General features: G+C 71.2%; 23 protein-coding genes. 14 read left to right on the top strand and 9 right to left on the bottom strand.

Annotated features, from left to right (window positions below; all coding sequences use genetic code 11):
- The first annotated feature begins 37 nt into the window (after positions 1-37).
- Positions 38-406: a hypothetical protein gene (locus AB0M24_RS02475; protein WP_363759853.1), complete on the top strand. Its 369-nt coding sequence runs from the start codon at positions 38-40 to the stop codon at positions 404-406.
- On the top strand, positions 406-2,565 hold the full coding sequence (locus tag AB0M24_RS02480; RefSeq protein ID WP_363759856.1) for a caspase family protein: 2,160 nt from the start codon (positions 406-408) through the stop codon (positions 2,563-2,565). Before AB0M24_RS02475 ends, AB0M24_RS02480 begins: the two co-directional genes overlap by 1 nt.
- 2 nt (positions 2,566-2,567) lie before the next feature.
- Here AB0M24_RS02480 and AB0M24_RS02485 read toward each other — a convergent pair whose 3' ends face one another.
- Complete coding sequence (locus tag AB0M24_RS02485) at positions 2,568-2,969, bottom strand: SRPBCC family protein (RefSeq protein WP_363759859.1); 402 nt, start codon at positions 2,967-2,969, stop codon at positions 2,568-2,570.
- Complete coding sequence (locus AB0M24_RS02490; RefSeq protein ID WP_363759862.1) at positions 2,953-5,913, bottom strand: AAA family ATPase; 2,961 nt, start codon at positions 5,911-5,913, stop codon at positions 2,953-2,955. Before AB0M24_RS02490 ends, AB0M24_RS02485 begins: the two co-directional genes overlap by 17 nt.
- 105 nt (positions 5,914-6,018) lie before the next feature.
- Here AB0M24_RS02490 and AB0M24_RS02495 point away from each other — a divergent pair, with 105 nt between their 5' ends.
- From AB0M24_RS02495 to AB0M24_RS02515, 5 genes are all read left to right on the top strand, one after another.
- Complete coding sequence (locus AB0M24_RS02495; protein WP_363759865.1) at positions 6,019-6,387, top strand: nuclear transport factor 2 family protein; 369 nt, start codon at positions 6,019-6,021, stop codon at positions 6,385-6,387.
- Entirely contained in the window at positions 6,384-6,746 is a 363-nt protein-coding gene (locus AB0M24_RS02500) for a cupin domain-containing protein (protein WP_363759868.1), read from the top strand. The genes AB0M24_RS02495 and AB0M24_RS02500 overlap by 4 nt, the downstream gene beginning before the upstream one ends.
- A 206-nt stretch (positions 6,747-6,952) precedes the next feature.
- Positions 6,953-7,816: an alkaline phosphatase family protein gene (locus tag AB0M24_RS02505; protein ID WP_363759871.1), complete on the top strand. Its 864-nt coding sequence runs from the start codon at positions 6,953-6,955 to the stop codon at positions 7,814-7,816.
- Between the two features lie 44 nt (positions 7,817-7,860).
- Positions 7,861-9,078, top strand: coding sequence for an MFS transporter (locus AB0M24_RS02510; protein ID WP_363761548.1), 1,218 nt, complete (start codon positions 7,861-7,863; stop codon positions 9,076-9,078).
- Positions 9,075-10,067, top strand: coding sequence for a hypothetical protein (locus AB0M24_RS02515; protein WP_363759874.1), 993 nt, complete (start codon positions 9,075-9,077; stop codon positions 10,065-10,067). The genes AB0M24_RS02510 and AB0M24_RS02515 overlap by 4 nt, the downstream gene beginning before the upstream one ends.
- Here the strand turns inward: AB0M24_RS02515 and AB0M24_RS02520 are convergent.
- A complete protein-coding gene (locus tag AB0M24_RS02520) occupies positions 10,051-10,461 on the bottom strand; it encodes a MarR family transcriptional regulator (protein WP_363759877.1) in 411 nt (136 codons plus the stop codon). The two genes, AB0M24_RS02515 and AB0M24_RS02520, sit on opposite strands and share 17 nt — an antisense overlap.
- A 66-nt stretch (positions 10,462-10,527) precedes the next feature.
- On the opposite strand from AB0M24_RS02520, the gene AB0M24_RS02525 reads away from it, so the two are divergent.
- Positions 10,528-11,325 carry an SDR family NAD(P)-dependent oxidoreductase gene (locus AB0M24_RS02525; RefSeq protein WP_363759880.1) on the top strand — a complete coding sequence of 266 codons (798 nt, stop codon included), beginning with the start codon at positions 10,528-10,530 and terminating at the stop codon, positions 11,323-11,325.
- Here the strand turns inward: AB0M24_RS02525 and AB0M24_RS02530 are convergent.
- From AB0M24_RS02530 to AB0M24_RS02545, 4 genes are read right to left on the bottom strand one after another with little or no spacing between them, the layout of a single operon-like run.
- The gene (locus AB0M24_RS02530; RefSeq protein WP_363759883.1) at positions 11,322-12,197 is read right to left on the bottom strand and encodes a universal stress protein; all 876 of its coding nucleotides are present in this window, start codon (positions 12,195-12,197) and stop codon (positions 11,322-11,324) included. The genes AB0M24_RS02525 and AB0M24_RS02530 overlap by 4 nt on opposite strands.
- Positions 12,194-13,213 (bottom strand): acetate/propionate family kinase, encoded by a 1,020-nt coding sequence (locus AB0M24_RS02535; RefSeq protein ID WP_363759886.1) that lies wholly within the window; start codon positions 13,211-13,213, stop codon positions 12,194-12,196. The genes AB0M24_RS02530 and AB0M24_RS02535 overlap by 4 nt, the downstream gene beginning before the upstream one ends.
- Positions 13,210-15,534, bottom strand: a complete 2,325-nt coding sequence (locus tag AB0M24_RS02540; protein ID WP_363759889.1) for a phosphoketolase family protein — start codon at positions 15,532-15,534, stop codon at positions 13,210-13,212. The genes AB0M24_RS02535 and AB0M24_RS02540 overlap by 4 nt, the downstream gene beginning before the upstream one ends.
- 49 nt (positions 15,535-15,583) lie before the next feature.
- Positions 15,584-16,582, bottom strand: a complete 999-nt coding sequence (locus tag AB0M24_RS02545) for a nitroreductase (protein WP_363759892.1) — start codon at positions 16,580-16,582, stop codon at positions 15,584-15,586.
- A 141-nt stretch (positions 16,583-16,723) separates the two neighbouring features.
- Here AB0M24_RS02545 and AB0M24_RS02550 point away from each other — a divergent pair, with 141 nt between their 5' ends.
- The gene (locus AB0M24_RS02550) at positions 16,724-18,388 is read left to right on the top strand and encodes a GAF domain-containing protein (RefSeq protein WP_363759895.1); all 1,665 of its coding nucleotides are present in this window, start codon (positions 16,724-16,726) and stop codon (positions 18,386-18,388) included.
- A gap of 3 nt (positions 18,389-18,391) precedes the next feature.
- Here the strand turns inward: AB0M24_RS02550 and AB0M24_RS02555 are convergent, their stop codons facing one another.
- Both AB0M24_RS02555 and AB0M24_RS02560 read right to left on the bottom strand, forming a co-directional pair.
- Complete coding sequence (locus AB0M24_RS02555) at positions 18,392-19,048, bottom strand: response regulator transcription factor (protein WP_363759898.1); 657 nt, start codon at positions 19,046-19,048, stop codon at positions 18,392-18,394.
- A 77-nt stretch (positions 19,049-19,125) separates the two neighbouring features.
- Positions 19,126-19,542 (bottom strand): SHOCT domain-containing protein, encoded by a 417-nt coding sequence (locus tag AB0M24_RS02560; protein WP_363759901.1) that lies wholly within the window; start codon positions 19,540-19,542, stop codon positions 19,126-19,128.
- Here AB0M24_RS02560 and AB0M24_RS02565 point away from each other — a divergent pair.
- From AB0M24_RS02565 to AB0M24_RS02585, 5 genes are all read left to right on the top strand, one after another.
- Positions 19,541-20,107 carry a CBS domain-containing protein gene (locus AB0M24_RS02565; protein WP_363759904.1) on the top strand — a complete coding sequence of 189 codons (567 nt, stop codon included), beginning with the start codon at positions 19,541-19,543 and terminating at the stop codon, positions 20,105-20,107. The two genes, AB0M24_RS02560 and AB0M24_RS02565, sit on opposite strands and share 2 nt — an antisense overlap.
- Positions 20,104-20,979 (top strand): universal stress protein, encoded by an 876-nt coding sequence (locus AB0M24_RS02570; RefSeq protein ID WP_363759907.1) that lies wholly within the window; start codon positions 20,104-20,106, stop codon positions 20,977-20,979. Before AB0M24_RS02565 ends, AB0M24_RS02570 begins: the two co-directional genes overlap by 4 nt.
- A 193-nt stretch (positions 20,980-21,172) precedes the next feature.
- Complete coding sequence (locus AB0M24_RS02575) at positions 21,173-21,625, top strand: universal stress protein (protein WP_363759910.1); 453 nt, start codon at positions 21,173-21,175, stop codon at positions 21,623-21,625.
- Positions 21,622-24,201, top strand: coding sequence for a GNAT family N-acetyltransferase (locus AB0M24_RS02580; protein ID WP_363759913.1), 2,580 nt, complete (start codon positions 21,622-21,624; stop codon positions 24,199-24,201). Before AB0M24_RS02575 ends, AB0M24_RS02580 begins: the two co-directional genes overlap by 4 nt.
- 21 nt (positions 24,202-24,222) lie before the next feature.
- Complete coding sequence (locus tag AB0M24_RS02585; RefSeq protein ID WP_363759916.1) at positions 24,223-24,675, top strand: universal stress protein; 453 nt, start codon at positions 24,223-24,225, stop codon at positions 24,673-24,675.
- The last annotated feature ends 36 nt before the right edge of the window (positions 24,676-24,711 follow it).

A 24,711-nucleotide genomic window follows, 5' to 3' on the forward strand; every position in this document is an offset into this window, starting at 1 on the left:
GATGCCCCTTCGGGCGAAATCGAGGTGAGGAGGCGCCATGAACCTTCGAGTGCACCTCGCCGAGCACGGGGCGGACGCCGAACGCCTCGACCAGGTGACGGGTTACCTGCGACAGGATCTTCTCCAACTGGACGTGCGCGCGGTGACCGCGCTTCGTGCGGGCCCGCCACCGGAGGGTTCGCGCGCGCTGGACGTGGCGACGGTGGGCGGCCTGCTGGTCACCCTCGGCCAGTCCACGACGGCGCTGCAGACGATCGTCACCGCGATCCGGAGCTGGCTGGGCCGCGGCACCCCGGTGCAGCGCGCGGTGCGGGTGGAGATCGACGGCGACGTCCTGGAGCTGGCCGACGCGTCGAGCGAGGACCAGGACAAGCTGATCGCGCTGTTCGTCGCCAGGCACACCTGATGGGCAGGCGGCTGGCGTTGATCATCGCCAACTCCTCGTACGACCACGAGGGGCTGAGCCGCCTGCGTTCGCCGGCCGCCGACGCCGAGGCGCTGGCCGAGGTCCTGGGTGACCGCCGGGTCAGCGAGTTCTCGGTCGAGGTCGTGCGCGACGAGACGGCGAGCGTCGTGCAGGAACGGGTCGAGGACCTGTTCCTCGAAGGCGAGCCGGACGACGTGCTCCTGCTGCACTTCTCGTGCCACGGCGTGAAGAGCGAGTCGGGCGAGTTGTTCTTCGCCGCGCGCAACACCCGGCCGAACCGCCTCGGCTCGACGGCGGTGCCCGCGGACTTCGTGCGGCGCTGCATGCGGCAGAGCCGGTCGCGCAGCATCGTGCTGCTGCTGGACTGCTGCTACGGCGGCGCGTTCAGCGAGGGCGTCGCGGTGCGGGCGGCCGGCGACGTGGACGTCCTGTCCACGCTGTCGCCCGGCCGCGGCCGGGCGGTGATCACGGCGTCGAACGCGATGGAGTACGCCTTCGAGGGCGACCACCTCGCCGAGGACCACGCGCCGGAACCGTCGGTGTTCACCTCGGCGCTGGTGCGGGGGTTGTCGACGGGCGAGGCCGACCGGGACGAGGACGGCCTGATCTCGTTGAACGAGCTGTACGACTACGTGTTCGAGCGGGTGCGGCAGGAGAACCCGAACCAGACGCCGTCACGCGACATCGAGATGCAGGGCGAGCTGTACCTGGCGCGCTCCGGGCGGCGCAGGATCAAACCCGCCGCGATGCCGGCCGATCTGGCGGCGGCGGTCGCGGACTCGAACATGTTCACGCGGCTGGGCGCGGTGGCAGAGCTGCGGTCGCGGTTGTCCAGCGCCAACCTGGAGGTCGCGGCCGGAGCGCACCTGGCGTTGACGCAGCTGGCGAGCACGGACATCAGCACCGTGGCCGGGGCGGCGGCCGCAGCGTTGAACGACGCGATGATCCGACCGAGTGTGTCGGTGCTTCGGTTCTCCACGCCTGGTTCGCACGCGGTGGTGCTGGGTGGTCCGCCATTGGCTCGGGCGGTGACGGTGACGGCGTCGGAGCCGTGGATCCGGGTCGAGCTGGTCGAGGACGAGATCAGGGTGTCGCTGCAGCAGGCCGCTCCCGACTCGGAGGGGCGGATCGAGATCAGCGGGCCGACGGGGAACGCGGTCGTCACCGTGCTGTCGGAGGTCGCGAAGCCCGTTGTCACACCACCTGTGGTGCGTCCGGTGACCGCGAGTCGCCCGGTGGTGGTGGAGCGGCCGATGCCCATGGCACCGGTGACGCCGGAGCAGAGCAGGCAGCCGGAGCAGAGCAGGCCGCCGGAGGCGGACGGGCGGCCGGAGCAGAGCGGGCAGCCGGGGGCGAGCGGGCAACGCAAGCCCGTCGAAGATCCACCGAAACAGTCCAGTCAGGACACCGGTGCCGCCGATCCCGTGCCCCGCTGCGTGCTGATGGCGCTGGGAGCCGCTTTCCTGTTGCTGCTGGCCGTGCCTAGCGACTACCGCTACGGCGACCCGATGCTGGTCAACCGCCCGACGCTCTGGATCTACTTCGTGTCGCTCGGGCTGGCCGCACTGGTCGGCGGGCTCAGCGTCGTGCAGCCGCGCGCTCGCGCAGTGGGTGCCGGAGTGCTCGTGGCGGCGGGATCACTCGCGCTCGCCGGAGTGTCGCTGCTGCTGTTCGAGCTGATCTACTCTGAAAGCATCGCTCCCTACGACGCGGCGTACTACGTGGGCGCCGCCGGAGTCCTGTCGCTGATCGGGTCCGCACTGGCGGCCGCGGGGATCGTGCGCCGCGAACCGATCGCGTCGTTCTCCGCGGCCCTGCCGCCGTGGTACCTGGTGGTGCTCACCCTGTCCGGGCTGGCGGTGTCGGCCGTGCTGGTGTGGAAGGGGGCCCTGCTCGTCGCGGACGACCTCGTCTGGGCCGGCCTGGCGTACGGCGCGGCGCTGGGGGCTCCGGTCGTGCCGTGGTTGGCGGCGCGGGCGCGACCGCCGCAGCTGGCCGGAGCCATGGTGGCTACCTGGTGCGTGCTCCTGGTCGTGCTCTCCGCGATGCCGTTCGGGTTCACGACCCAGAGCTACCTGATCATGGTTCCGGTGCTGGTGGTCGCCGGGCTGACGGCGGCCCGCCGTCTGGTGATGTGAAGTCATCCGCATTCCCGGGCGGCGAGCGCGGCGAGGGCGCCCACCGACCGGTGAATGACCTCCCGCTGGGTGTCCAGGCGGTGGGTCTCGGCGTCGGGGATCTCGACGTGCACGTCGATCCGCGTGCCGCCGTCCACCTCGTGCAGCCTCCACGCGAACACGAGGTCCGACACCAGGCAGGAGATCGTGACGTTGCCCTGGCGCTGGTCGCCGTGCAGCAGCTGGGGCATCGGGAAGTCCGGGTAGCCGTCCGGGTACATGGTGTAGGGCTCACCGTCCTGAGTGGACGGTTCGACCGTGCCGACGCCGGCCCACCACTCCGGGAAGCGGCTCGGGTCGTACAGCAGCTTCCACACCTCCTCGGGTGGGGCGGCGCTGTGCGCGGTCTCAGCGAACGTCGGCATCGATGCCTCTCAGGTCGGCGGTGACCGCGGCCAGCTCGCGGTCGGGCTCCACCAGCGCGGTCAGCGGTGGGCGGCCCAGGTCGATCAGCGCGGCGACGTAGCCCTGGCCGGTGGACCCGGCGCGGCGCTGCCAGCCGCGGACCGCCTCGGTCAGCCGCCGCCTGGCCAGCTCGGGATCCTGCCGCCTCGCGGCGATCAGGCCTTGCACCGCCGACATGCGGGCGACGAGCGTGTCGGGGAAGTCGGCGGGCGACACCGGTTCCCCGGTGACGGCGCGCAGTTCCGCCTCCGCTTCGTCCGGCCTGCCCGCGCGGGCCAGTGCGTCGGCGCGGTACAGGCGGGCCAGCGCGCGGCCGACCGGGGCGTTCAGGTCGAGCGCGGTGGCGAGCTCGCAGGCGGCCCTGTCCCAGTCGCCGGTGGTGCGGGCGATGGTGGCTCGGTCGTGGTGGACGAGACCGACCAGTTCGGACACGTTCAGCCGCTCCGCCAGCACGGCACCCTGGTCGCAGCGTGCGGCGGCCTCACCGACCCTGCCGAGCCGGCACAACACGGCGACCTGCGCCGAGTGCGCGTAGACACCCAGGCGAAGCAGTCCGTTGGGGGCCACGAGCGGCACGCTGCGGTCGATGAAGTCCAGGGCGCGGTCGAACGCGCCGAGGCAGGCGGCGGCCGACGCGGCGTTGAGCAGGCTCGGGAAGGCCAGGTCGGGACGCCCTGCCCGGTTGGCCGCCGCAGCAGCAGCGATCAGCGGCGCGTAGCTGTCGGCGAAACGGCCCGTGCGCAGCAGGATGTGCGCGCGGGCGACGCTGACGTCGTGCGCCAGCAGGTCCCCGACCGGCCCGCGTTGGGTGAGCGCGTCGACCGCGACGAGCAGTTCCTCCGCCGCTGCCACGCCGCCGGTCACGGCCTCCGCCCAGGCCATGCCCGCGAGTGCCTCGATCCGCGCGTCCTGGTCGGCGTCCGGGTCGCGGTCGAGCACGTCCAGCGCGGCGGCGTAGGAACGGCGGCACTCGCGAGGGATGCACAGCCCGCCGCGCAGCCACCGGCCCCGGCGCAGCCAGGCGCTCACCAGCGCGCCCCGGTCGAGCGGGGCGATCAGCTCCAGCGCCCGGTCGAACGCGGCGTCCGACTCGCCGAGCAGCCCGCGCCAGGCCTCGACCTCGGCGAGCTCGACGAACGTGTCCGGGTCGTGCGGGTCGATCTCGGTGACCTCGGTGAGCAGGGTGGAGGCTTCGACCAACGCGCACACCGATCGTGCGGCGGCGGCGGCCTTCACCAAGTGCGCCACGGCTTGCTCGTCGTGCCCGGCGAGCCGCAGGTGCCGGGCGATCTCCGCGGCCCGGCGCGGTGCGTTGAGCCGCGCGCCGCGCAACGCCTCGGCGATGGCGGCGTGCCGGCGGGAACGCAGCGGGTCCGGCAGGTCGGCGGCGACCGCTTCGGCGAGCAGGGCGTGCCGGAACCCGATCGTGCCGTCGCGCTCGCGCAACAGCCCGGAGCCCAGTGCTTCGGCGGCCGCCCGCGCGGGATCGGCGAGCCCAGGCAGCGCGGCGATCTCGGCGCGGTGCAGATCACGACCCACGACGGCGGCGAGCTCGACGAACACGCGCGCGGAACCGTGCAACCGGCCGGTCGCCCAGCGGGTCGCGGACCGCAGACCCTCGGCGGCGTCCGCACCCCCTGCCAGCGCGCGGGCCAGCTCCACGGTCAGCAGCGGACTGCCCGACGCCACCGCCACCACCTGCTCGGCCTGCTCGGCGGACAACGTCGCGGTCGCGCGTGCCAGCGAGCGCACCGACTCGCGGGGCAGGGGAGCGAGGTCGACCTCGGCCCCCAGCGCTCCGCCGGCCCGCAGCGCGGCGCACACCCTGTCGACGTCCGGGCGCGGTGGCAGACGGCGGCGCGTCACCACGAGCAGCACCGGCAGCTTGGTCACCCGCCTGCCCGCGTACGTGAGCAGCTCGAGACTGGACGGGTCGGCCAGGTGCAGGTCCTCCAGCACGATCGCCACCGGACCCGACCGGCACGCCCAGGTCAGCAGCGAGACCACGGCCTCGAACACGCGGACCCGGTCGAGATCGTGGCCCGGCGCCGGTCGGCTGGGCGCGGCAGCGGGGATCAGTCCGGACAGAGCCTGCGGCCACCACGCGTCCGGCAGGGAGTCGCCCGCCAGCGTTCGCAGCGCTTCCAGCCACACTCCGAACGGGACGGACGGCCCCGCGCCACCCGCGGACCGCGCCCCGTCCGCACCCGCGATCGCCAGCACCTCGTCGGCCAGGCGGGTCTTGCCGATCCCGCCGTCGCCGGTGATCGCGACGACCGTGCCCGACCCGGCGCGCGCCGCGTCCCAGCACCGGCGCACCGCGGCGATCTCGGTGCCACGGCCCACGAGTTCGTGTTCTGGCACCGTTGGCGCGGTGTCGGCAGGCAGGTCGACACGGCCGCGCAGGCGCCGCGCGCGATGGGCGTAGTCCTGGTCGCCGTCCTGGGCCAGCCTGTCGAGCAGCGCCGCGAACTTGTCGTCGTACTCGGCGCGCAGTTCGAAGACCCAGTCGCTGTCGAAGAGGTGCAGCACGTCTCCACCGCGCACCCGCTCGGCCTCGGCGAGCTTCCCCTCGGCGACCAGCTCGTCGAACAGGCGCAGGTCCGTGGTCAGCCCGTCCGCCCTCAGCTCGACGCGGTCACGATCGGCCAGCAACCACGCCCGCGCCGGCCCGAGCGCGCCGCGCAACGTCCAGATCGCGCTGCGCAGGCTCGCGCGGGCACTGGCGTCGAGCACGTCCGGCCAGAACCGGGCAGCCAGCCGTGACCGCGAGTGCTGGCCGGGATGCACCGCGAGCCAGGCCAGCAGCTCGCAGGCCTTGCGCTGGCGCGGCAGCACGACGGGCGTGCCGTCGGCCACGACCTCGAACGCGCCGAACAGGCGCATCGCCAGCGAAGTGCTCACCGCGTCAGTGTCGATCGATCACGTCACTTGGGCAACGCGCGGGTTTGACGGTGCGTTGACGGTGGCACCGCACGCTTCTCCCACACCCCAGGAAGGAGCGGAACCATGAGCACCACCGAGCAGAGAACGTTCGACGTCGAGGCACTGCGCCGCGGCATCGAGGAGCGAGACGCGGCCACGCTGTCCGCGCTCTACACCGACGACGCTGAACTGAGCATCGTGGACAGCGTCAACTCCCCGAGCACCCCGAGAGTCCTGCGGGGCGACGAGATCGCCGCCTACCTGGACGACATCGCCGCCCGCGACATGACCCACTCCCTCGACCGCGTGGTGGTCACCGGCGACCACGTCGCGTACCTGGAGTCGTGCCGCTATCCCGACGGCACCAGGGTGCTGTGCGCCGCGGTGCTCGACCTCGCCGGCGGACGCATCATCCGTCAGCACGGTGTGCAGGCGTGGGACGGTGCGCGATGACCACCTTCGGCCACCTCGACTTCGACAAGCCCGACGAGGTCCGCGAGTTCGAGTGCGGACGCGTGGAACTGCTCCGCTTCGACGGCGGCCGCGAGGTCGGCAGGCTGGTTCTCCAGCCGGGCTGGCGCTGGTCCACCCACGTCAAGCCGATCGCGGGCACCGACCTCTGCCAGGCGCCGCACTTCCAGTACCACGTGTCCGGCACGCTGAGGGTTCTGATGGCCGACGGCACCGAGTTCGACGCCACCCCCGGCCAGGTCACGAGCCTGCCCGAGGGGCACGACGCCTGGGTGGTCGGCGACGAGGACGTGATCGTCGTGGACTGGTGGGGAGCCAGCCACTACGCCGAAAGTCAGTAGTCGCACCGGCTTCGCGGCTGTCCGGCACCGGACAGCCGCGCCCCGCTGTCAGATCGGGCAACGTCTCGCCCGCTGATTGTCGGATTTGGGAACGTTTCGCTCGGTTTACCGGGCCGTTCGGGCGGTCCGGATGATTCACAGCCGCACGACGAGGTTCATCAGCGAGCAATACTTCCAGCGCCGCCGCTCGAGTTCCTGGAGGTTCCATGCTCGTCAAGCGGATCGCGGTCGCGACCATGGCGGCGGCAGGCATCGCCGCGGCCGTCGTCGCCACACAGGCGGACGCGGTCACCGCGGTCGAGCCCGCGGCGGCGTCAGTGCCCGCCTTCGACCACATCGTGCTGGTGATGTTCGAGAACAAGAAGTACTCCTCGATCAACGGCAGCTCCAGCGCGTCCTACTTCAACCAGTTGGCGGCGCAGAGCGCGAAGTTCACGAAGTCGTTCGGCATCACGCATCCGAGCCAGCCCAACTACGTCGCCCTGTTCTCGGGCTCGACGCACGGCGTCGACGACGACGCCTGTCCGCAGAACCTCGGCGCGAAGGAGAACCTGGCGACCCAGCTGGCGGGCAAGGGGAAGAAGTTCGTCGGGTACTCGGAGGCGATGCCGTCCGACGGCTACACCGGGTGTACGAGCGGCACCTACAAGCGCAAGCACAACTCGTGGGTGGACTTCAGCAACGTGCCCGCGTCCAGCAACCGCAAGTTCTCCGCTTTCCCCAGCGACTTCACGAAGCTCCCCGACGTCGCCTTCGTGACGCCGGACATGTGCAACGACATGCACGACTGTTCGATCGGGACGGGCGACAGCTGGCTCAAGAAGAACCTCGACGCCTACGCGAAGTGGGCGAAGACGCACAACAGCCTGCTCATCGTCACCTTCGACGAGGACAGCGGCACCTCGGTGAACCAGATCTTCACCACGTTCACCGGTGCGCACGTCAAGGCGGGCAGCTACAGCGAGTCGATCAACCACTACACCGTGCTGAGGACGATCGAGGCGGCCCACGGCCTGCCGGGCATCGGCAACGCGGCGCAGAAGTCGCCGATCCTGGATGTGTGGCAGTAGTCGTGTACCTGTCGACGATCGGCCGCCGGGACAATCCCGGCGGCCTGTCCCGGCGCACACTCGGCGCGCTGGGCGGAAATGTCCTGGCATTGGGGACGGTCAGTCTCGTCACCGACGTCTCGTCCGAGATGGTCACCGCCGTGCTGCCGGTGTACCTGGTGCTCGGCCTGCACCTGAGCCCGTTGTCCTACGGCTTGTTCGACGGGCTGTACACCGGGGCGACGGCCGTCCTGCGGCTGGCGGGCGGGTACCTCGCCGACCGCGCCGGGCGGAAGAAACTGGTCGCCGGCATCGGGTACGGGCTCTCGGCTGTGGCCAAGCTGGGGTTGCTGGCCGCCGGTTCCTCGGCGGCCGCGATCGGGGCCGTGCTGACGGTCGACCGCACGGGCAAAGGCCTGCGCACCGCTCCACGGGACGCGCTGATCACGTTGTCCGCGCCGGAATCGATGCTCGGGCGCGCGTTCGGCGTGCACCGGGCGATGGACAGCGCCGGTGCGTTCGCCGGGCCGTTGGTGGCGGTGGCCGTGCTAGCTGCTGCGGGATCGTCCACCGGCGCGGATGGTTTCGACGCCGTGTTCGTGACGAGCTTCTGCATCGCGGCCTGCGGGGTGCTGCTGCTGTGTTTGTTCGTGCGGGACAGGCGTTCCGCGCCCGCGACCGCGAGAAGCGTTTCGCCTCGCGCGGTCGGCTCGTTGCTGCGTGACGTCAGGGTGCGGCGGCTGCTGCTGGCCGCCTGCGTGCTGGGCATGGCGACCATCGGCGATGGTTTCATCTACTTGTTGTTGCAGCGCAAGGAAGACATCGCGAACGGATGGTTTCCGCTGCTCGCGGTCGGCACCAACCTCGTCTACCTCCTGCTGGCCGCGCCACTGGGCGCACTGGCCGACCGGGTCGGCCGCCTGCCGGTGATGATGTGCGGCTACGGCGGCCTGGCCGCGGTGTACCTGCTGCTGCTCAGCCCGGCGGCGGGGTGGCCGTTGCTCGCGCTCACCCTCGGTTTCCACGGCGCCTTCTACGCCGCGACCGACGGCGTGCTGATGGCGCTCGCCGGCCCGATCCTGCCCGAAGCCCTGCGCACCACCGGCATCTCGATCGTGCAGACCGGGCAGGCGCTGTCGTACTTCGTCTCGTCCGTCCTCTTCGGACTTCTCTGGCAGGTCGCCGGCGCGGACACAGCCCTCGGCGTGGCAGCCGGCATGGTGCTCGTGGCCCTCGTCGGCACTGCCTTGCTGCTGACTCCGCGCAAGGCGGTGCGCGCTTGACCACCCGCACCCGGATTCTGCTCGCACTGGCCGGCGTGGCCGCCCTGATCGCCACCGCGGTCGTCTACACAGGACTCGTCGGTGCCCGCAACCGCGAAGCCGCGGCAACCGCGGACACGGTGACTCTGAATGGTCCGCGCTACCTGTTCCGCAGCACGGCGGACGGCGAACGCGGGCGCCTCGCCACGGTGGCGGCGAACGACCCCGGCGGTGCGCGTGCGGTGTCGAACCTGGCCTGCAACCGGGTGTACGCGGCCGCCGGGACCGGAGTCTGCCTGCGTCCGGAGAACGGGCTGACCACCTACCAGCTCGTCGTGGTCGACGCCGCGCTGGCCGTGCAGCAGGAGATTCCGCTGGTGGGGCTGCCCAACCGGGCCAGGGTCTCGCCCGGCGGGCACCGGGTGGCGTGGACCGTCTTCGTCACCGGGGACTCCTACAACGGCGGAAAGTTCTCCACGCGCGCCGGCATGCTGGACACTGCGAGCGGCGTACTTGAGGGAACGCTGGAGGATTTCAGCGTCACGGTCGACGGCAGCCCCTATCAGTCCGCTGACCTGAACTTCTGGGGCATCACGTTCGCGCAGGACGAGAACCGGTTCTTCGCGACGATGTCGACCGGCAACCACCGATACCTGGTGGAAGGAGATTTCTCGGCGCGCACCGTGCGCACGGTGCGCGACAACGTCGAGTGTCCGTCGCTGTCACCGGACGGCGGGCGGATCGCCTTCAAGTCCGCTGTGGACGGTGATCCGGCCAAGGGCTGGCGGCTCTCCGTGCTCGATCTGGCCGATGGCCGCGTGACACCGCTCGCCGAGGAACGCAGTGTCGACGACCAGCCTGCCTGGCTCGACGCGCGGACCGTCGCGTACGGAGTTCCGCGTGGGGGAGGGCACTCCGACGTGTGGGCGGTGCCGACGGACGGATCCGGGGCTGCCCGGCTGCTGATCCCGGAGGCGGAGTCGCCCTCCGCTCTCAACGCGTCTCGTTGATCACTGCGAGCAGTTCGTCCAACGTGTCCAGCTGCGCGGGGGACAGCCTGCCGAAGATCGACCGCAGGACCTCGTCGCCCGCCGCCTCACCCGCCGCGAGGGCTCCGCGGCCGTTCTCCGTCAACGTCACCACCTTGGCGCGCCGGTCGTCGGCGGCCGTGCGGTCGACGAGCCCGTCGCGCTCCAGCGCCTCGACGGCCTGGGTGATCGAGCGCGCGGCCATCCCCAGTTCGGTGGCCAGGTCGGTCTGCTTGACCGGGCCGAGCCGGGCGAGAACCTGCAGGACCTTCGTCCGCGCGAGTGAGACGCCGCAGGCGGCCATGTGGTCGTCGACCGCACGCCTGAGCTGCGCGGACGTCGTCAGGAACCGCAGACCGACCTCGCTCGACCGCATGAGCACCCTTTCGTGAGGTACCTCAGCATCAGGTATAACTGAGGTACCTCACGATATAGGAGTGTCATGCCCACCGCTGTCATCACCGGCGCGACCCGCGGCCTCGGTCGCCTCGTCGCGCTCGACCTGGCCCGCCGCGGCTTCACCCTGGGCGTCGTCGCCCGCAATCCGGCCGCCGTGGAGATCGGCGGCGCCGATGTGTTCGAGGCCGACCTGTCCTCGCTGGACGACGTCCGGCGCGCCGCCAAGGCCGTCGGCGAGCGCTACGACCGGATCGACGTGCTGATCAACAACGCCGGCATCCACGCGTTCAGCCAGCGCGTCACGGTCGACGGGTTCGCCGAGATGACCGCCGTGAACTACCTGGCGCCCTGGGTGTTCACGAACGCCTTGCGCGACCGGCTGACCGCTTCACGGGCGCGGGTCGTGACCGTCGCGTCGGAGGCGGCGCGCCACGCCGGCGACCTCGACCCGGCCCGCGACCTGGCGTTCACCGGCGAGTACACCCGCCGCGAGTCGTCCGTCCACTACGGCAGGACGAAGCTGATGGACATCATGTTCAGCGAAGAGCTCGCCCGCCGGTTCGACGGCGTCACCGCGGTGTGTTGCGACCCCGGCTTCAACACCACGGGCCTGGGCCGCGAGCTTCCGTTCGCCGGACTGCTGGAGAAGGCGTTGCGCGCGCTGCGGGTCGGCGATCCGAGCCGGGGTGCCGGGATCATCACCCGGCTCGCGACCGATCCGGCCCTCACCGGCGGCTACTTCTCGGTGAAGGGCGCGGCGCCGTTGCGCTGCCCGGAACCCGGCAGGAGTGCGGCCGCTCAGCGTGAGTTGTGGGACGTGACCGAGCGACTGGTCGGCTAGGTCGACCGAACGACGCCGACGGGACAGTGCGCGTGGTGGAGCAACGCCTGGCTGGTCGACCCGAGCAGCAGGCCGCGGAAACCACCCCGTCCTCGGGTGCCGACCACGGCCAACTGCGCGTGCGCCGAGTGTTCGACGAGAGTGTGTGCGGGGCGATCGCGGGTGAGGATCTGCTGCACGGGGACGTCGGGATGCGCGGCCGAATGGTCAGCGACCTGCTCGGCCAGCAGCCGTTGTTCCGCAGCCTCGATCGCCGCGAGGTTCGTGGCGGTCAGTCCTCGTTGCCAGGCGGTTTCGGCGGTGAGGTCCCACCACGTCCGCACCGCGTGCAGGGCGACTCCGCGCGAGGTGGCGGCCTCGAATGCGAACGCCAGAGCGGCATGGCTGGCGGGTGATCCGTCCACGCCCACGAGGACAGGGGCGTCCGGGGCCGGCTCGGTGCCGCGCACCACGACGACAGGACAGCGCGCGTGTGCGGTCACCGCGACCGCGGTCGAACCGGCGAGCAGGCCGGTGAATCCTCCGCGGCCGTGGGAACCCAGCGCCAGCAGACCGGCCGACGCGGAACGGCCGATGAGTCGTTCCGCCGCGTTGCCGGCGCTCAACTCGGTCGTCACGTCCACCTCAGGGGCCGCGTTCAGCGCCGCCGCGGTGGCGTCGGCGAGCCACTGCCGGCCTTCCTCGAGAACACCGTCGGCATAGGACTCCGCGGGGGCGATCAGCTCGAGCGTCCGCGCCGGAACCAGCACGCAGGTGTGGGTGATCACGAGTCCGGTCTTGCGCCTGACCGCCTCTTCGGCTGCCCAGCGCACCGCGTGCGTGGCGGGTTTCGAGCCGTCCAGTCCGACGACCACCGGCCTGGTCACGGTCATCCCTCCTTCAGGAGCGTCCGGGTCTGGGTGGCGATCTCGACGTCCTCGCGGGCTTCGACGACCAACACCCGCAGCGGGCCGAGGAACTCCAAGCCGGCGACGGTGTCCGTGCGCAGCGCGGCGTCGTGCTCGCCGACACCGCCGGTGAACACGAGCACGTCGATGCCGCCCAACGAGGCCGTCATGGCGGCGATGCCCTGACGCAGCCGGTGCACGTACACCTGCAGCGCCAGCACGGCGTGCTCATCACCGTTGTCCGCGGCTTGGCGCACGTCGCGCAGGTCGCCGCCGATCTCGGACAGCCCCGCGAGGCCGGAGTGGCGTTCCAGGCCGTCTTCGAGGTCGTCGAGGGCCAGTCCGGCGCGCTGCAGCCAGATCAGCAGGCCGGCGTCGACATCACCGCTGCGGGTGGCCATCACCAGGCCCGCCAACGGGGTGAAGCCCATCGTCGTGTCGACCGACCGTCCATTCACGACAGCGGCGAGCGACGCCCCGGCACCGAGATGACAGCTGACGATCCGGGCGCTCGGCCGGCCCGTCAGCTCAGCTGCTCGTCGGGACGCGTAGGCGTGCGACAGGCCGTGGAACCCGTACCGGCGCAGGTCCCACTTGCGTCGCCACGACGCGGGCACGGCGTATGTGGTGGCGGACGGGGGCATCGTGGTGTGGAAGGCGGTGTCGAAGCAGGCGACCTGGGGCACGCCGGGCAACAGCCGCGCCGCCGCGTCGATGCCGGCGAGCGCACGGGGCTGGTGCAGCGGTGCCAGCCCGGTGAGCGCCTCGATTCCGGTGCGCACGTCGGCGTCGATCGCGGTGGCGCTGGTGAACGCGGAGCCGCCGTGCACGACGCGGTGCCCGACGGCGTCGACGGGTGGCGCGTCGCGGACGAACTCCTCCAGTGGGCCGGTTTCGCCGGACCAGCGTTCGGCGGTGCGGTCGGCGAGGACGATGTCGTCCTCGCCGAGCACCCGGAGCTTCAGGCTGGAGGAGCCCGCGTTGACCACGAGCACGTTCACTGCCAGGTCCAGTCGCGGATCTCGGGCAGGTCCTCGCCGTGCTCGCGGATCCAGTCGTGGTGGCGGGCGCGCTGGTCCTGCAGGTGCTGGCGCAGCCGGGCGGCTTTCTGGCCGAGGCCGGGCACGCGGTCGACGACGTCGATGACGAGCCGGTAGCGGTCCATGTCGTTGAGCACCAGCATGTCGAACGGTGTGGTGGTCGTGCCTTCTTCCTTGTAGCCGCGGACGTGCAGGTTGGGGTGGTTGGTGCGCCGGTAGGTCAGGCGGTGGATCAGCCACGGGTAGCCGTGGTAGGCGAAGATCACCGGGCGGTCCGTCGTGAACAGCGCGTCGAACTCGCGGTCCGGCATGCCGTGCGGATGTTCGGTGTCCGGCTGCAGGCGCATCAGGTCGACCACGTTGACCACGCGGACTCGCAGCGACGGCAGGTGTTCGCGCAGCAGCTTCGCCGCGGCCAGCACTTCGACGGTGGGTGCGTCGCCGGCGCAGGCCAGCACGACGTCGGGCTCGTCCTCGTCGTTGCTCGCCCACTCCCAGATGCCGGCGCCGCGCGCGCAGTGCAACGCGGCCTCGTCGACCGAGAGCCAGTCCGGGGTGTCGTTCTTGCCGGCGACGACGACGTTGACGTAGTCCTTGCTGCGCAGGCAGTGGTCGGCGACCGACAGGAGGGTGTTGGTGTCCGGGGGCAGGTAGACGCGGACGATCTCGGACTTCTTGTTCATGACGTGGTCGATGAAACCGGGGTCCTGGTGGGAGAAACCGTTGTGGTCCTGCCGCCAGACGTGCGAGCTGAGCAGGTAGTTGAGCGACGCGATCGGGCGGCGCCACTCCAGCTTCTGGTGCGTCTTGAGCCACTTGGCGTGCTGGTTGAACATCGAGTCGACGATGTGGATGAACGCCTCGTAGCAGTTGAAGAGCCCGTGGCGGCCGGTGAGCAGGTAGCCCTCCAGCATGCCCTGGCACAGGTGCTCGGACAGGACCTCGACGACTCTGCCGTCGTGGACCAGGTGTTCGTCGACCGGCACCGTCTCTGCTTGCCACTGCTTTCCGGTCACGTCGTAGACGGCGTCGAGCCGGTTGGACGCGGTCTCGTCCGGCCCGAAGATCCGGAACGAGCGGGCGTCGGCGTTGAGGAGGACGATGTCGCGCAGCATCCGGCCGAGCACCCTGGTCGGTTCGGAGTGCGTGGTGCCGTGCTTGACGACCTCGGCGGCGTGCGCCCGGACGCCGGGCATCTTCAGCTCGCGCAACAGCAGTCCGCCGTTGGCGTGCGGAGTGGCGCCCATCCGGCGGATGCCGTCCGGGACGAGGCCGGCGAGATGCGGCCGTGGCGCGCCGTGCTCGTCGAAGAGTTCCTCGGGCCGGTAGCCGCGCAGCCACTTTTCCAGCTGCCGCAGGTGGTCCGGGTTGTCCCGCACTCCGGCCAGCGGAACCTGGTGGGAACGCCAGGTGTTCTCGACCGGCTGTCCGTCCACTTCGGAGGGTCCGGTCCAGCCTTTGGGGCTGCGCAGCACTATCATCGGCCAGCTAGGCCGTTCGCCGGAGCCCTTGATGCGGTGGATCTCGTCCACGACCTGGTCGAGGACGTCCGCCATGCGGGCGTGCATGAACCTCGGCTCGTCGCCTTCGACGTAGAACGGTGCGTAGCCGTAGCCGCGCAGCAACGCGTCCAGCTCGTCGTGCGGGATCCGCGAGAGCAGGCTGGGGTTGGCGATCTTGTAGCCGTTGAGGTGCAGGATCGGCAGCACCACGCCGTCGGTGCGCGGGTTGAGGAACTTGCCGGCGTGCCAGCTGGTGGCGAGCGGGCCGGTCTCGGCTTCCCCGTCGCCGACCACGCAGGCCACGATCAGGTCCGGGTTGTCGAAAGCCGCGCCGAACGCGTGCGCCAGCGAGTAGCCCAGCTCACCGCCCTCGTGGATCGAGCCGGGCACCTCCGGGGCGACGTGGCTGGGCACGCCGCCGGGGAACGAGAACTGCCGGAACAGCGTGCGCATGCCCTCGGCATCACGCGGCACGTCCAGGTAGGTCTCGCTGTAGGTGCCCTCCAGCCAGGTGTTGGCCAACAGTGCGGGGCCGCCGTGGCCGGGGCCGGTCACGAACATCAGGTCGAGGTCGCGTTCGCGGATGATCCGGTTGAGGTGCGCGTAGACGAAGTTCAGTCCCGGCGTGGTGCCCCAGTGGCCCAGCAGCCGCGGTTTGATGTGCTCGGGGCGCAGCGGTTCGGTCAGCAGCGGGTTGTCCATCAGGTAGATCTGGCCCGCCGACAGGTAGTTGGCGGCTCTCCAGTACGCGTCGACCAGTTCCAGGCCGGCGTTCGACATCTCGCGCTCCTCGCTCGGGGTTGGTGCCTGTGCCGGGTACACGGCCGTGCTAGCAGGGCGCACGCTCTTCGGAGTCGATCAGCAGCTCGGCGACGGGGCGTCGCGGTGTCGCGGGGACGGGAGTGCTGAACCCCAGGCGCAGCACGGTTTGCGGCACGAGCATCCCGCCGAGCGCGCGGCGCAGGTCCTCGCGCACCCGCCGCACCTCGACCGGCTGGGACAGGAACGACGCGGACAGCCCGTGTGCGGTCGCGGTGAGCAGGACTCGTTGCATCGCCTGCCCGGCCTGCAAATCCCCGAGCGGCCCGTCGTAGTGAGAGCAGAGGACGACGACGAGCGGGTCGGACTCGTAGTCCTTGCCGGGGTGCCGTTCGGGGCCCTGGAAGTCGCGGAACACCCACTCGTCCTGCATCTCCGGACGAACTCCCGCCGACGCGGGTGGCACGCCGTCGGCCGCGCCGGGGCGGTGACCGGTGAACGCCGCCAGCTCCGCCTGGACGCCCTCGTCACCGAGCTGGATCTGGTGTGCCTGCAGGACGAACCGCTTGAGCTGGGCACGTTGCTCCGGCGTCGTCACCACGTGCAGCCAGGAGCGTTCCAGCTCGGCCGCGCGCACCAGAGCGTGGCGCTGGCTGAAGTCGACGGCGGCTTCCAGGAACGGCCTGCGGTTCGTCCGCCGGCGGGGCACGGCCGCGAGCAGTGCGCGGTGCTCGTCGTCGATCTTGATCGTGCCGCCGCGGCGCACCACGGCGAGGGCGCCGGGCGCGTCGTGGCCGGGCAGCATCGACACCAGCGGGCGCACGCCCATGCTCTGCAGCGCCAGCCGGAGGTTGAACAGCGCCGCCCCGCAGGACAGCCGCAGTTCGCGGTCCTCGGGGTCGGTGGCCGCCAGCTTGCGGCACGGGTCCGGATGCAGCTCGATCCGGTCGCGCCCGACCCGGAACCGCCACGGCTGCGTGTTGTGGACGGAGGGCGCGAGCGAAGCGGCCGTGAGCGCGCTCGTGATCTGCTCGGGCCCCAGTCCCAGCGCCGCGGTCACCTCGGTCATCGTCCTTCACCTCATCGTGTTGCCTGGTAGAACGTGTCGTCCCACCACTGTCCGCGCCCTCCGAGAACGGACCCACCATCAAAGGTCCCGACCTGACCGGGACCGCTTGGCCGCGCACCCACCCCGTGCAAGGCTTGATCCATGGGAGAACGGGAGGAGACGCCCGCCCGCAGCCTGCTCGGCGGGTTGCGGCTGGACGACCTGCTCGACGAGATGCGCGACCGGCTGGCCGAGATCGGGTCGACCAGGGACAAGATGCAGAGCCTGCTCGACGCGGTGCTCGCGGTCGGCGCAGGGCTCGAGCTGGACTCCACGCTGCAGCGCATCGTCCAGGCCGCGGTGGAGCTCGTCGGCGCCCGGTACGGCGCGCTGGGCGTGCTCGGGTCGCGGCACAACCTCTCCCAGTTCGTCTACGTCGGCATCGACCCCGAGACGCGCTCGCACATGGGGCACCTGCCCGAGGGCAAGGGCCTGCTCGGTCTGCTGATCAAGGACCCGAGGGCGATCCGGCTGCACGACCTCACCGAGCACTCGGCCTCGGTCGGTTTCCCTCCCAACCACCCGCCGATGCACGGCTTCCTCGGCGTGCCGGTGCGGGTGCGGGACGAGGTGTTCGGCAACCTCTACATGACCGAGAAGAAGGACGGCGGGGACTTCACCGCGGACGACGAGGTCGTGCTGGAGGCGCTGGCAGCGGCGGCCGGCGTGGCCGTCGAGAACGCCCGCCTGTTCGAACGTTCGCGGATGCGCGAGCGGTGGTTGGAAGCGACCGCCGAGATCAACGCCCAGCTCCTGGGAGGTGCGACCGCCGAGGACGCGTTGCGGCTGATCGTGCAGCGCGCTGTCGAGCTCGCGTCGGCGTCATGGGCCGCGGTGCTGCTGCGTGACGGCGATCAGCTCCGCAGGGCCGCGCAGGCGGGCAACGAGATCGCTCCAGGAGAGTTCCCCGCGGACGCCCCTGTGCTCGCTCAGGTGCTGGCGACGGCGGCACCGGCGCTGATCGACGACGTGGACGGCCGGCTCGGTGCGCACACCGGCGCCGCGGCGGTGCTGCCCCTGCGGACCGGCACGTCGGTCACCGGGATCCTGCTCGCCGTGCGGGACGAGGACTCCGCGGCGTTCGGGGCGGACCTGATGCCGTTGCTGGCGTCGTTCGCCGACCAGGCCGTGGTCGCGATCGAGTTCGCGGAGAACCAGCAGGCCAAGCGCATGGTCGACGTGCTGGAGGACCGCGACCGCATCGCCCGCGACCTGCACGACCACGTGATCCAGCGGCTCTTCGCCACCGGGATGAGCCTGCAGGGCGCGCTGACGTGGGTGACCCACCCGGAAGCCCGCAGACGGGTGCAGAAGGCGGTCAACCAGCTCGACCAGACGGTGCTGGAGATCCGGACCTCGATCTTCGACCTGCAGGCCGACTCGGACGACACCGGGCTGCGCCGCCGGCTGCTCAACCTCGTCGCCGAGATCACCGAGGGCGCCGAGCTGAGCCCCGCGATCCGGATGTCGGGCACCATCGACAGCCTGGTGCCCGGCTACATCGGAGAGCACGCCGAAGCGGTCGTGCGCGAGACGGTCACCAACGCCCTGCGGCACGCTCGCGCGACGGAACTGACGCTCACCGTCGAGGCGGGCGACGCGTTGATCATCACGATGGTGGACAACGGCCTGGGCATGCCGCCCGAGGTCGCGCGCAGTGGGCTGCGCAACCTCCAGCAGCGCGCGACGGAGCTGAACGGCGCGCTCACCGTCGCGGACGAGCCGGGCGGTGGCACTCGGGTGACCTGGCGGGTTCCGCTGGACTGAGCCTCAGCCGGTTTCGTTGTCGTGGGTGGGTTTGCGCAGCTGTGAGGACAGCACGGCGGCCTGGGTGCGGCGTTCGAGGCCGAGCTTGGCGAGCAGGTGCGAGACGTAGTTCTTCACGGTCTTCTCCGCGAGGAACATCTTCTCCGCGATCTGCCGGTTCGTCAGGCCGTCGCCGATGTGGTCGAACACGGTGCGCTCCTGCTCGGTGAGCGCGCGAACCGGGTCGCCCTGCTCGCGTTCGCGGCGGATGCGGTTGAGCAGTGCGGCGGTCGAGCGTGCGTCCAAAAGGGACTGTCCATCGGCGACGGTCTTGACCGCCGTCGTGAGGTCGGTGCCCAGAATGCGCTTGAGCACGAACCCGGAGGCGCCCGCCATGATCGCGTCGAACAACGCCTCGTCGTCCGTGAACGACGTCAGCATCAGGCAGTTGAGGTCCGGCAGGCGGGACTTCAGCTCCCGGCACAGCTCGATGCCGTTGCCGTCGGGCAGCCGCACGTCGAGCACGGCGACGTCGGGGTTGGTGGCGGGGATCATCGTGAGCGCCTCGGTGACCGAGGACGCCTCGCCCACGACCTCCAGATCGGGGGAGGCGCTGAGCAGCTCCCTGATCCCGACCCGGACGATCTCGTGGTCGTCCACCAGGAAGACTCGCGACACCACCGCAACCACCTCTCCTCGATTGTCCCGCGCTCACGATCTCTCGTCTTGAAGAGGGCCCACAGGGACCAAAGACCCTGTCACCGGGCGTCGAGAGCCCTGCGCAGCCGGTCGAACTCCTCCGTGTCGATCTCGCCCTTGGCCAGCCGTTCCTCCAGGATGCGATGCGAGGGCCGGGTGTGCGGGAACCGGCGCAACAGCACCACCACCAGCGCGGCCAGGCCACCCCAGAACACCAGCATCGTCAGCGCCATCATGGCGAAGCCACCCCAGCCCATCGGGCCGCCGTAGTACGGGTACATCTCCATCTCCTCCGTGGTCGTCGAGTTCAGCGTGTGCCTGCCGGGCGACCGCGCGGAGAGTCCAAGTGCCCGTTCGCGGTGGGCACGTCCGCCCTGTCCGCGTGCCGGACGCGGCGGAATCGTCGAGACGTGCGATGGAACCCGGCGGAGGCCGCGGCACGGGCGTGGCCGGCCCGGGGAAAGGAGATCCGCCATGCGTGCTCGCGACATCATGACCAGCCCGGTGATCACCGTGACACCGGCCGTGCCTCTGAAGGGCGCGGCGGCGTTGATGGTCTCGCACGGGTTCACCGCGTTGCCCGTCGTCGACGACGACAAACGACTCGTCGGCATCGTGACCGAAGCCGACCTGGTGCGCGGCAAGTACCTCGAAGAGTCCAACGCCCTCGTCAGCGACGTGATGACCACCCCCGCCGTCGCGATGGACGCCGCCGCACCCGCCGGGATGCTGGCCCGCGTCATGATCGACGACCGCCGCCGGTGCGTCCCGATCGTCGACGGCTCCACCGTCATCGGCGTCGTCACGCGCCGCGATCTGGTCCGCGTGCTCGCCAGGACCGACACGACCGTGGCCGCGGAGGTCCAGCGCGTGCTGGACGTCTACGGCGGCGGTCGCAAGTGGACGGTCACGGTCGACGACGGCGAAGCCGTGATCGGCGCGGACAGCACCGACGACGACACCGAGAGGGTTCTCGTCGCACTCGCCGACGCCGTTCCCGGCGTCCTGCACACCCGAGTTCTTGTTGGAGGACAACGATGAAGGCCCCATCCGCCCCGATCGTCGTCGGTGTCGACGGCTCCTCCTCGGCGCTGGCCGCCGCCGCGTGGGCCGCGCAGGAGGCCGCCCGGCACAAGGTTCCGTTGCGGCTCGTGCACGCCTACGTGCTCCCGGTGCGCGGGTACCCCGAGATCATCCTCACCGGCAACGAGATCCGCCAGGCGCTCGAGCAGCTCGGCCACGACAAGCTGGACGAGGCGCTGGCGGCCGCGCGGGCGGCGGCACCGGAGGTCGAGATGACGACCGAGGTGGTCTGCTGCGGCTCGGTGAGCTTGCTGATCGAGGAGTCGAAGACCGCGCGGCTCGTCGTGGTCGGGTCGCAGGGCCTGGGCACGGTGACCGGCATGATCGTCGGCTCGACCGCACTCGCCTTGGCAGCACACGGCAAGAGCCCTGTCGTCGTGGTGCGCGGCGCGGCCGTGCCCGACGGCCCTGTGGTCGTCGGCGTCGACGGATCGCCGACGAGCGAGGCCGCGCTGGCGTTCGCCTTCGAGTCGGCGTCGATGCGCGGCGCTCCACTCACCGCGGTGATGTGCTGGACGGACTTCATGGTCGAGGGCGCCTACACGGCGTCGCGGTTCACCGTGGACTGGAGCCAGGTGGAGGGCGAGGAGCGGCGGTTGCTGGCGCAGCGGCTGGCGGGGTGGCAGGAGAAGTACCCGGACGTGCGGGTGCATCCCGTGGTGATGCGCGACCGGCCGGTGCGGGCGTTGCTGCGGTTCGGGGCCGAGGCGCAGCTCGTGGTGGTGGGCAGCCACGGGCACGGAGGGTTCGCCGGCATGCTGCTCGGCTCGACGAGTCAGGCACTCGTCTACAACGCGCCGTGCCCGTTGGCGATCGTGCGGCCCGACTAGGCGCAGTCCTGCGAGTCTCGTCCGCGACAGTGGCAGCCGAGGGACCCGGAGACGGCACCGCCTCCGGGTCCCTCGCTCGCGCCTCTCACCGAACGAACTCGCAGGACAGCGCCTGGGCCGGGGACGAAGGTCCCGAGCGGTGCGGGACCGCGGCCACTCAACGCCCGCGGCCCCGACCGCGAGGCTGAAGTGCATGAGCGAGAACGAATCCCGGCCCGTCGTGGTCGGCGTCGACGGATCAGCGGCCGCGCGGGCGGCACTGCGGTGGGCCGTGGAGGACGCCCGGCGCCGGGGGTGCCCGGTCGACGTGATCTCGGCGTGGCACCCGGACTCCGGGGTGATGATCGGTCCGCTGCCCGCCGAGGTCATGATGCGGATGTCACCTCAGGCGCTGGAGTCCGCGGCGCACCAGGCGCTGGACGCCGCGACGCAGGGCTTCGAGGGCGTGGAGCTCCGGCGGATCCTGGTCGAGGGCGACCCGAAGGACGCGCTCGTCAAGGCGTCGCAGGACGCCGAGCTGCTCGTGGTCGGCAACCGCGGCCACAGCGCGATCGTCGAGGCGATCCTCGGTTCGGTCAGCGCCTACTGCGTTCGCCACGCCGCCTGCCCGGTCGTCGTGATCCGCGAACCGGGACCGTCGCGATGACCGCCGTGGCGCTGCTCACCGACGGTTCCGCGGTGACCGTGCGCGAGCTGGGTCCCGGAGACGTGTCCGCGCTGCTGGAGCTGCACCGGACGCTTCCGGTGGAGGACCGCTACCTCAGGTTCTTCAGCACCTCGCCACGCCAGCTCCAGGACTTCGTCGAGCGCATGGTGTCGCCGGACGAGCCGCGCCACGTGGTGATGGGGGCGTTCCGCGGTGAACGGCTGCTCGGCGCGGCCAGCTACGTGGTCGTGCGCGAGACGGACTTCGCCGAGGTCGCGCTCGTCGTGTCGCACGCCGAGCAGACCCGCGGCCTGGGCACGCTCCTGCTGGAACACCTGGCTTCGCTGGCCCGCTCACGGGGCGTGCGCCGCTTCACCGCCGAGGTGCTCACGATCAACGGCCGGATGCTGCGGGTGTTCACCGACATGGGCTTCGTCGTCGGAATCGTGCCCGACGGCGAGGTCATGTACGTCGAGCTCGTGCTGGAGCCCGCCGAGCACTACCTCGACGCCGTCAGCGCCCGCGAGTCGGTCGCCGACGCCGCCAGCCTCACCCACGTGCTGCGCCCCGGCTCCATCGCCGTGGTGGGCGCGGGACGATCAGCGGACTCCGTCGGCCACGCGGTGCTGCGCAACCTGGCCGACGGCAACTTCACCGGCGACCTGTACGCGGTCAACCCGCACGCGAAGTCGGTGGCGGGCGTCGACTGCTACGCCTCGATCGAGGAACTGCCCGAGGCACCCGAACTCGCCGTCCTGTGCGTGCCGGCGAAGGCGATACCCGCGGTCGCCGAGGAGTGCGGCCGTCGGGGAACGCGCGCTCTGGTCGTGATCTCCTCGGGCGTGGAGTCCGGTGCTCTGCGCGAGGTCGTCCGCAAGCACGGGATGCGCCTGGTCGGACCCAATTGTCTTGGTGTGTCGACGAGTTCGCCCGCGGTGCGGATGAACGCCACCTTCGCGGCGGGCGCCACGCTCGCGGGGGACATCGGCCTGGTCACCCAGTCCGGCGGCGTCGCGATCGCGGTGCGGGAGGAGCTGGGACGGCTGGGACTGGGCTTGTCGAACCTGGTCTCCACCGGCGACAAGCTCGACATCAGCAGCAACGACCTGCTGATGTGGTGGAGCCAGGACCCGGACACCCGGTTCGCCGTGCTGTACCTGGAGTCCTTCGGCAACCCGCGCAAGTTCTCCCGGCTCGCCCGCCAGGTCGCGAGGACCAAGCCGGTGCTCGCGATCCGCGCCGCCACCAGCGAAGCCGGTCAACGCGCCGCGGTCTCGCACACCGCCTCGACCGCCACTCCGTCGGTGATCAGGGACGCGTTGTTCCGGCAGGCGGGTGTGATCGCGGTCGACAGCGTGCCAGAACTGACCGACGCGCTGATGGCGTTGAGCCGGCAACCGCTCCCGCGCGGCCGGTCCGTGGCCGTGCTGAGCAACGCGGGCGGGCTCGGTGTGCTGGCTGCGGACGCGTGCGTGCGAGAAGGCCTGCGCATGGCCGAACTGTCCGCGGAAACCTCGCGGGCGTTGGGAAAGCTGCTTCCGGGCACCGCCGGCACGGGCAACCCGATCGACACGACGGCCGTGGTCGGCGAGCAGAGCTTCGCCCGCTGCCTGGACGTCCTCGCGGCGGACCCGTCCGTGGACGCGGTGATCACCGTGACCGTGCCGACCGCGCTCGGCGACCCGACCGCCGGCGTGCACCGCTTGGAGGACAAGCCTCTCCTCGCGGTCCGCACCGGCCAGACCGCACGACTCGACGGCGACGTTCCCTGCTACGCCGAACCAGCACGGGCCGCCGCGGCACTCGCCCGGCTCGTGGAACGCGCGGACTGGCTCGCCAGGCCGGCGGAGTTCGCGCGGCTGGACAGGATCGACCTGGACGCCGCGCGGGGCATCGTGGCACGTCGTGCGGACGGCTGGTTGTCGCCGGACGAGGTGGTGAAGCTGCTGAAGGCGTTCGGGTTGCCGGTGCTCGGCGGAACCCTGACCACGACCGAGGAACACGCGATCGCCGCCCAGCAGGCCTACGGCGGGCCGGTGGCGCTCAAAGCAATCGCGGACGACTTGCTGCACAAGAGCAAAGGCGGCGGTGTCGAGCTCGGCGTCGCGGACGCGGGTGCGGTGGCGGCGTCCTTCCGCGGCTTCCAGGAGTGCTTCGGCGACCGGTTGCGCGGCGTGTTCGTGCAACCGATGGCGGCGGGTGGACGCGAGCTGCTGGTGGGCATCGCGACGGACGACAAGTTCGGGCCGCTGGTGGTCACCGGGCTCGGCGGCGTGGACACCGACGTCGTCGACGACCGTGCCGCCGCGCTCGCGCCACTGTCCACAGCGGACGCGGACGACCTCGTGCACGGCTTCCGCGCGGCCGGACGCGCGCTGTCCGAAGTGGACGCGGTGGCGGTGCGCGACGTCCTGCTGCGCGTGGCCGGACTCGCCACCGCGCTGCCGGAAGTCGCCGAACTCGACATCAACCCGCTCGTGGTGACGGAAAACGGCTGTCTGGTCGTGGACGCGCGCGTGCGAGTCACTCCTGCGCACCAGTCCGACCCGTTCCTGCGCCGGCTGCGGACCAGCTGACCACAAGACAAGGAGAACGCGATGAGCAAGTCAGACCCGATCGTCGTCGGCATCGACGGCACACCGGCATCAGACCGCGCGCTGGCGTGGGCGCTGGACGAGGCGGTCGTGCGCGGCTGCCCGTTGCACGTCGTCAACGCCTGGCAGTACGAGGCGCTGGTCGACTGGACGGAAACCTCGGCCCAGCGCGAGATCGGTGCGTCGGAACAGCTGATCGAGCAGGCGGTGCGGCGCGTTGGCGATGGCCGCGCCGACCTGCCGGAGATCGTGCGGCGCAGCCTGCGCGGTGACGCCGCCGAGGTGCTGGAGGCCGCGTCGCAGGGTGCCGTGATGCTGGTCGTCGCCTCGCACACCGACCACCGGATCCGGCAGATGGTGCTCGGTTCGACCAGCATGCACGTCGTCCGGCACGCGCACGCCCCGATCGTCGTGATCCCGGTGACCGACCGCGCCCCCGCTGAGGTCACGTCGTGAAGGCCTTGCGCGGCGAGATCGACGTTGCGAGCGGGT

The organism is Lentzea sp. NPDC051838 (genome assembly GCF_040681245.1).
Taxonomy (GTDB): Bacteria; Actinomycetota; Actinomycetes; order Mycobacteriales; family Pseudonocardiaceae; genus Lentzea.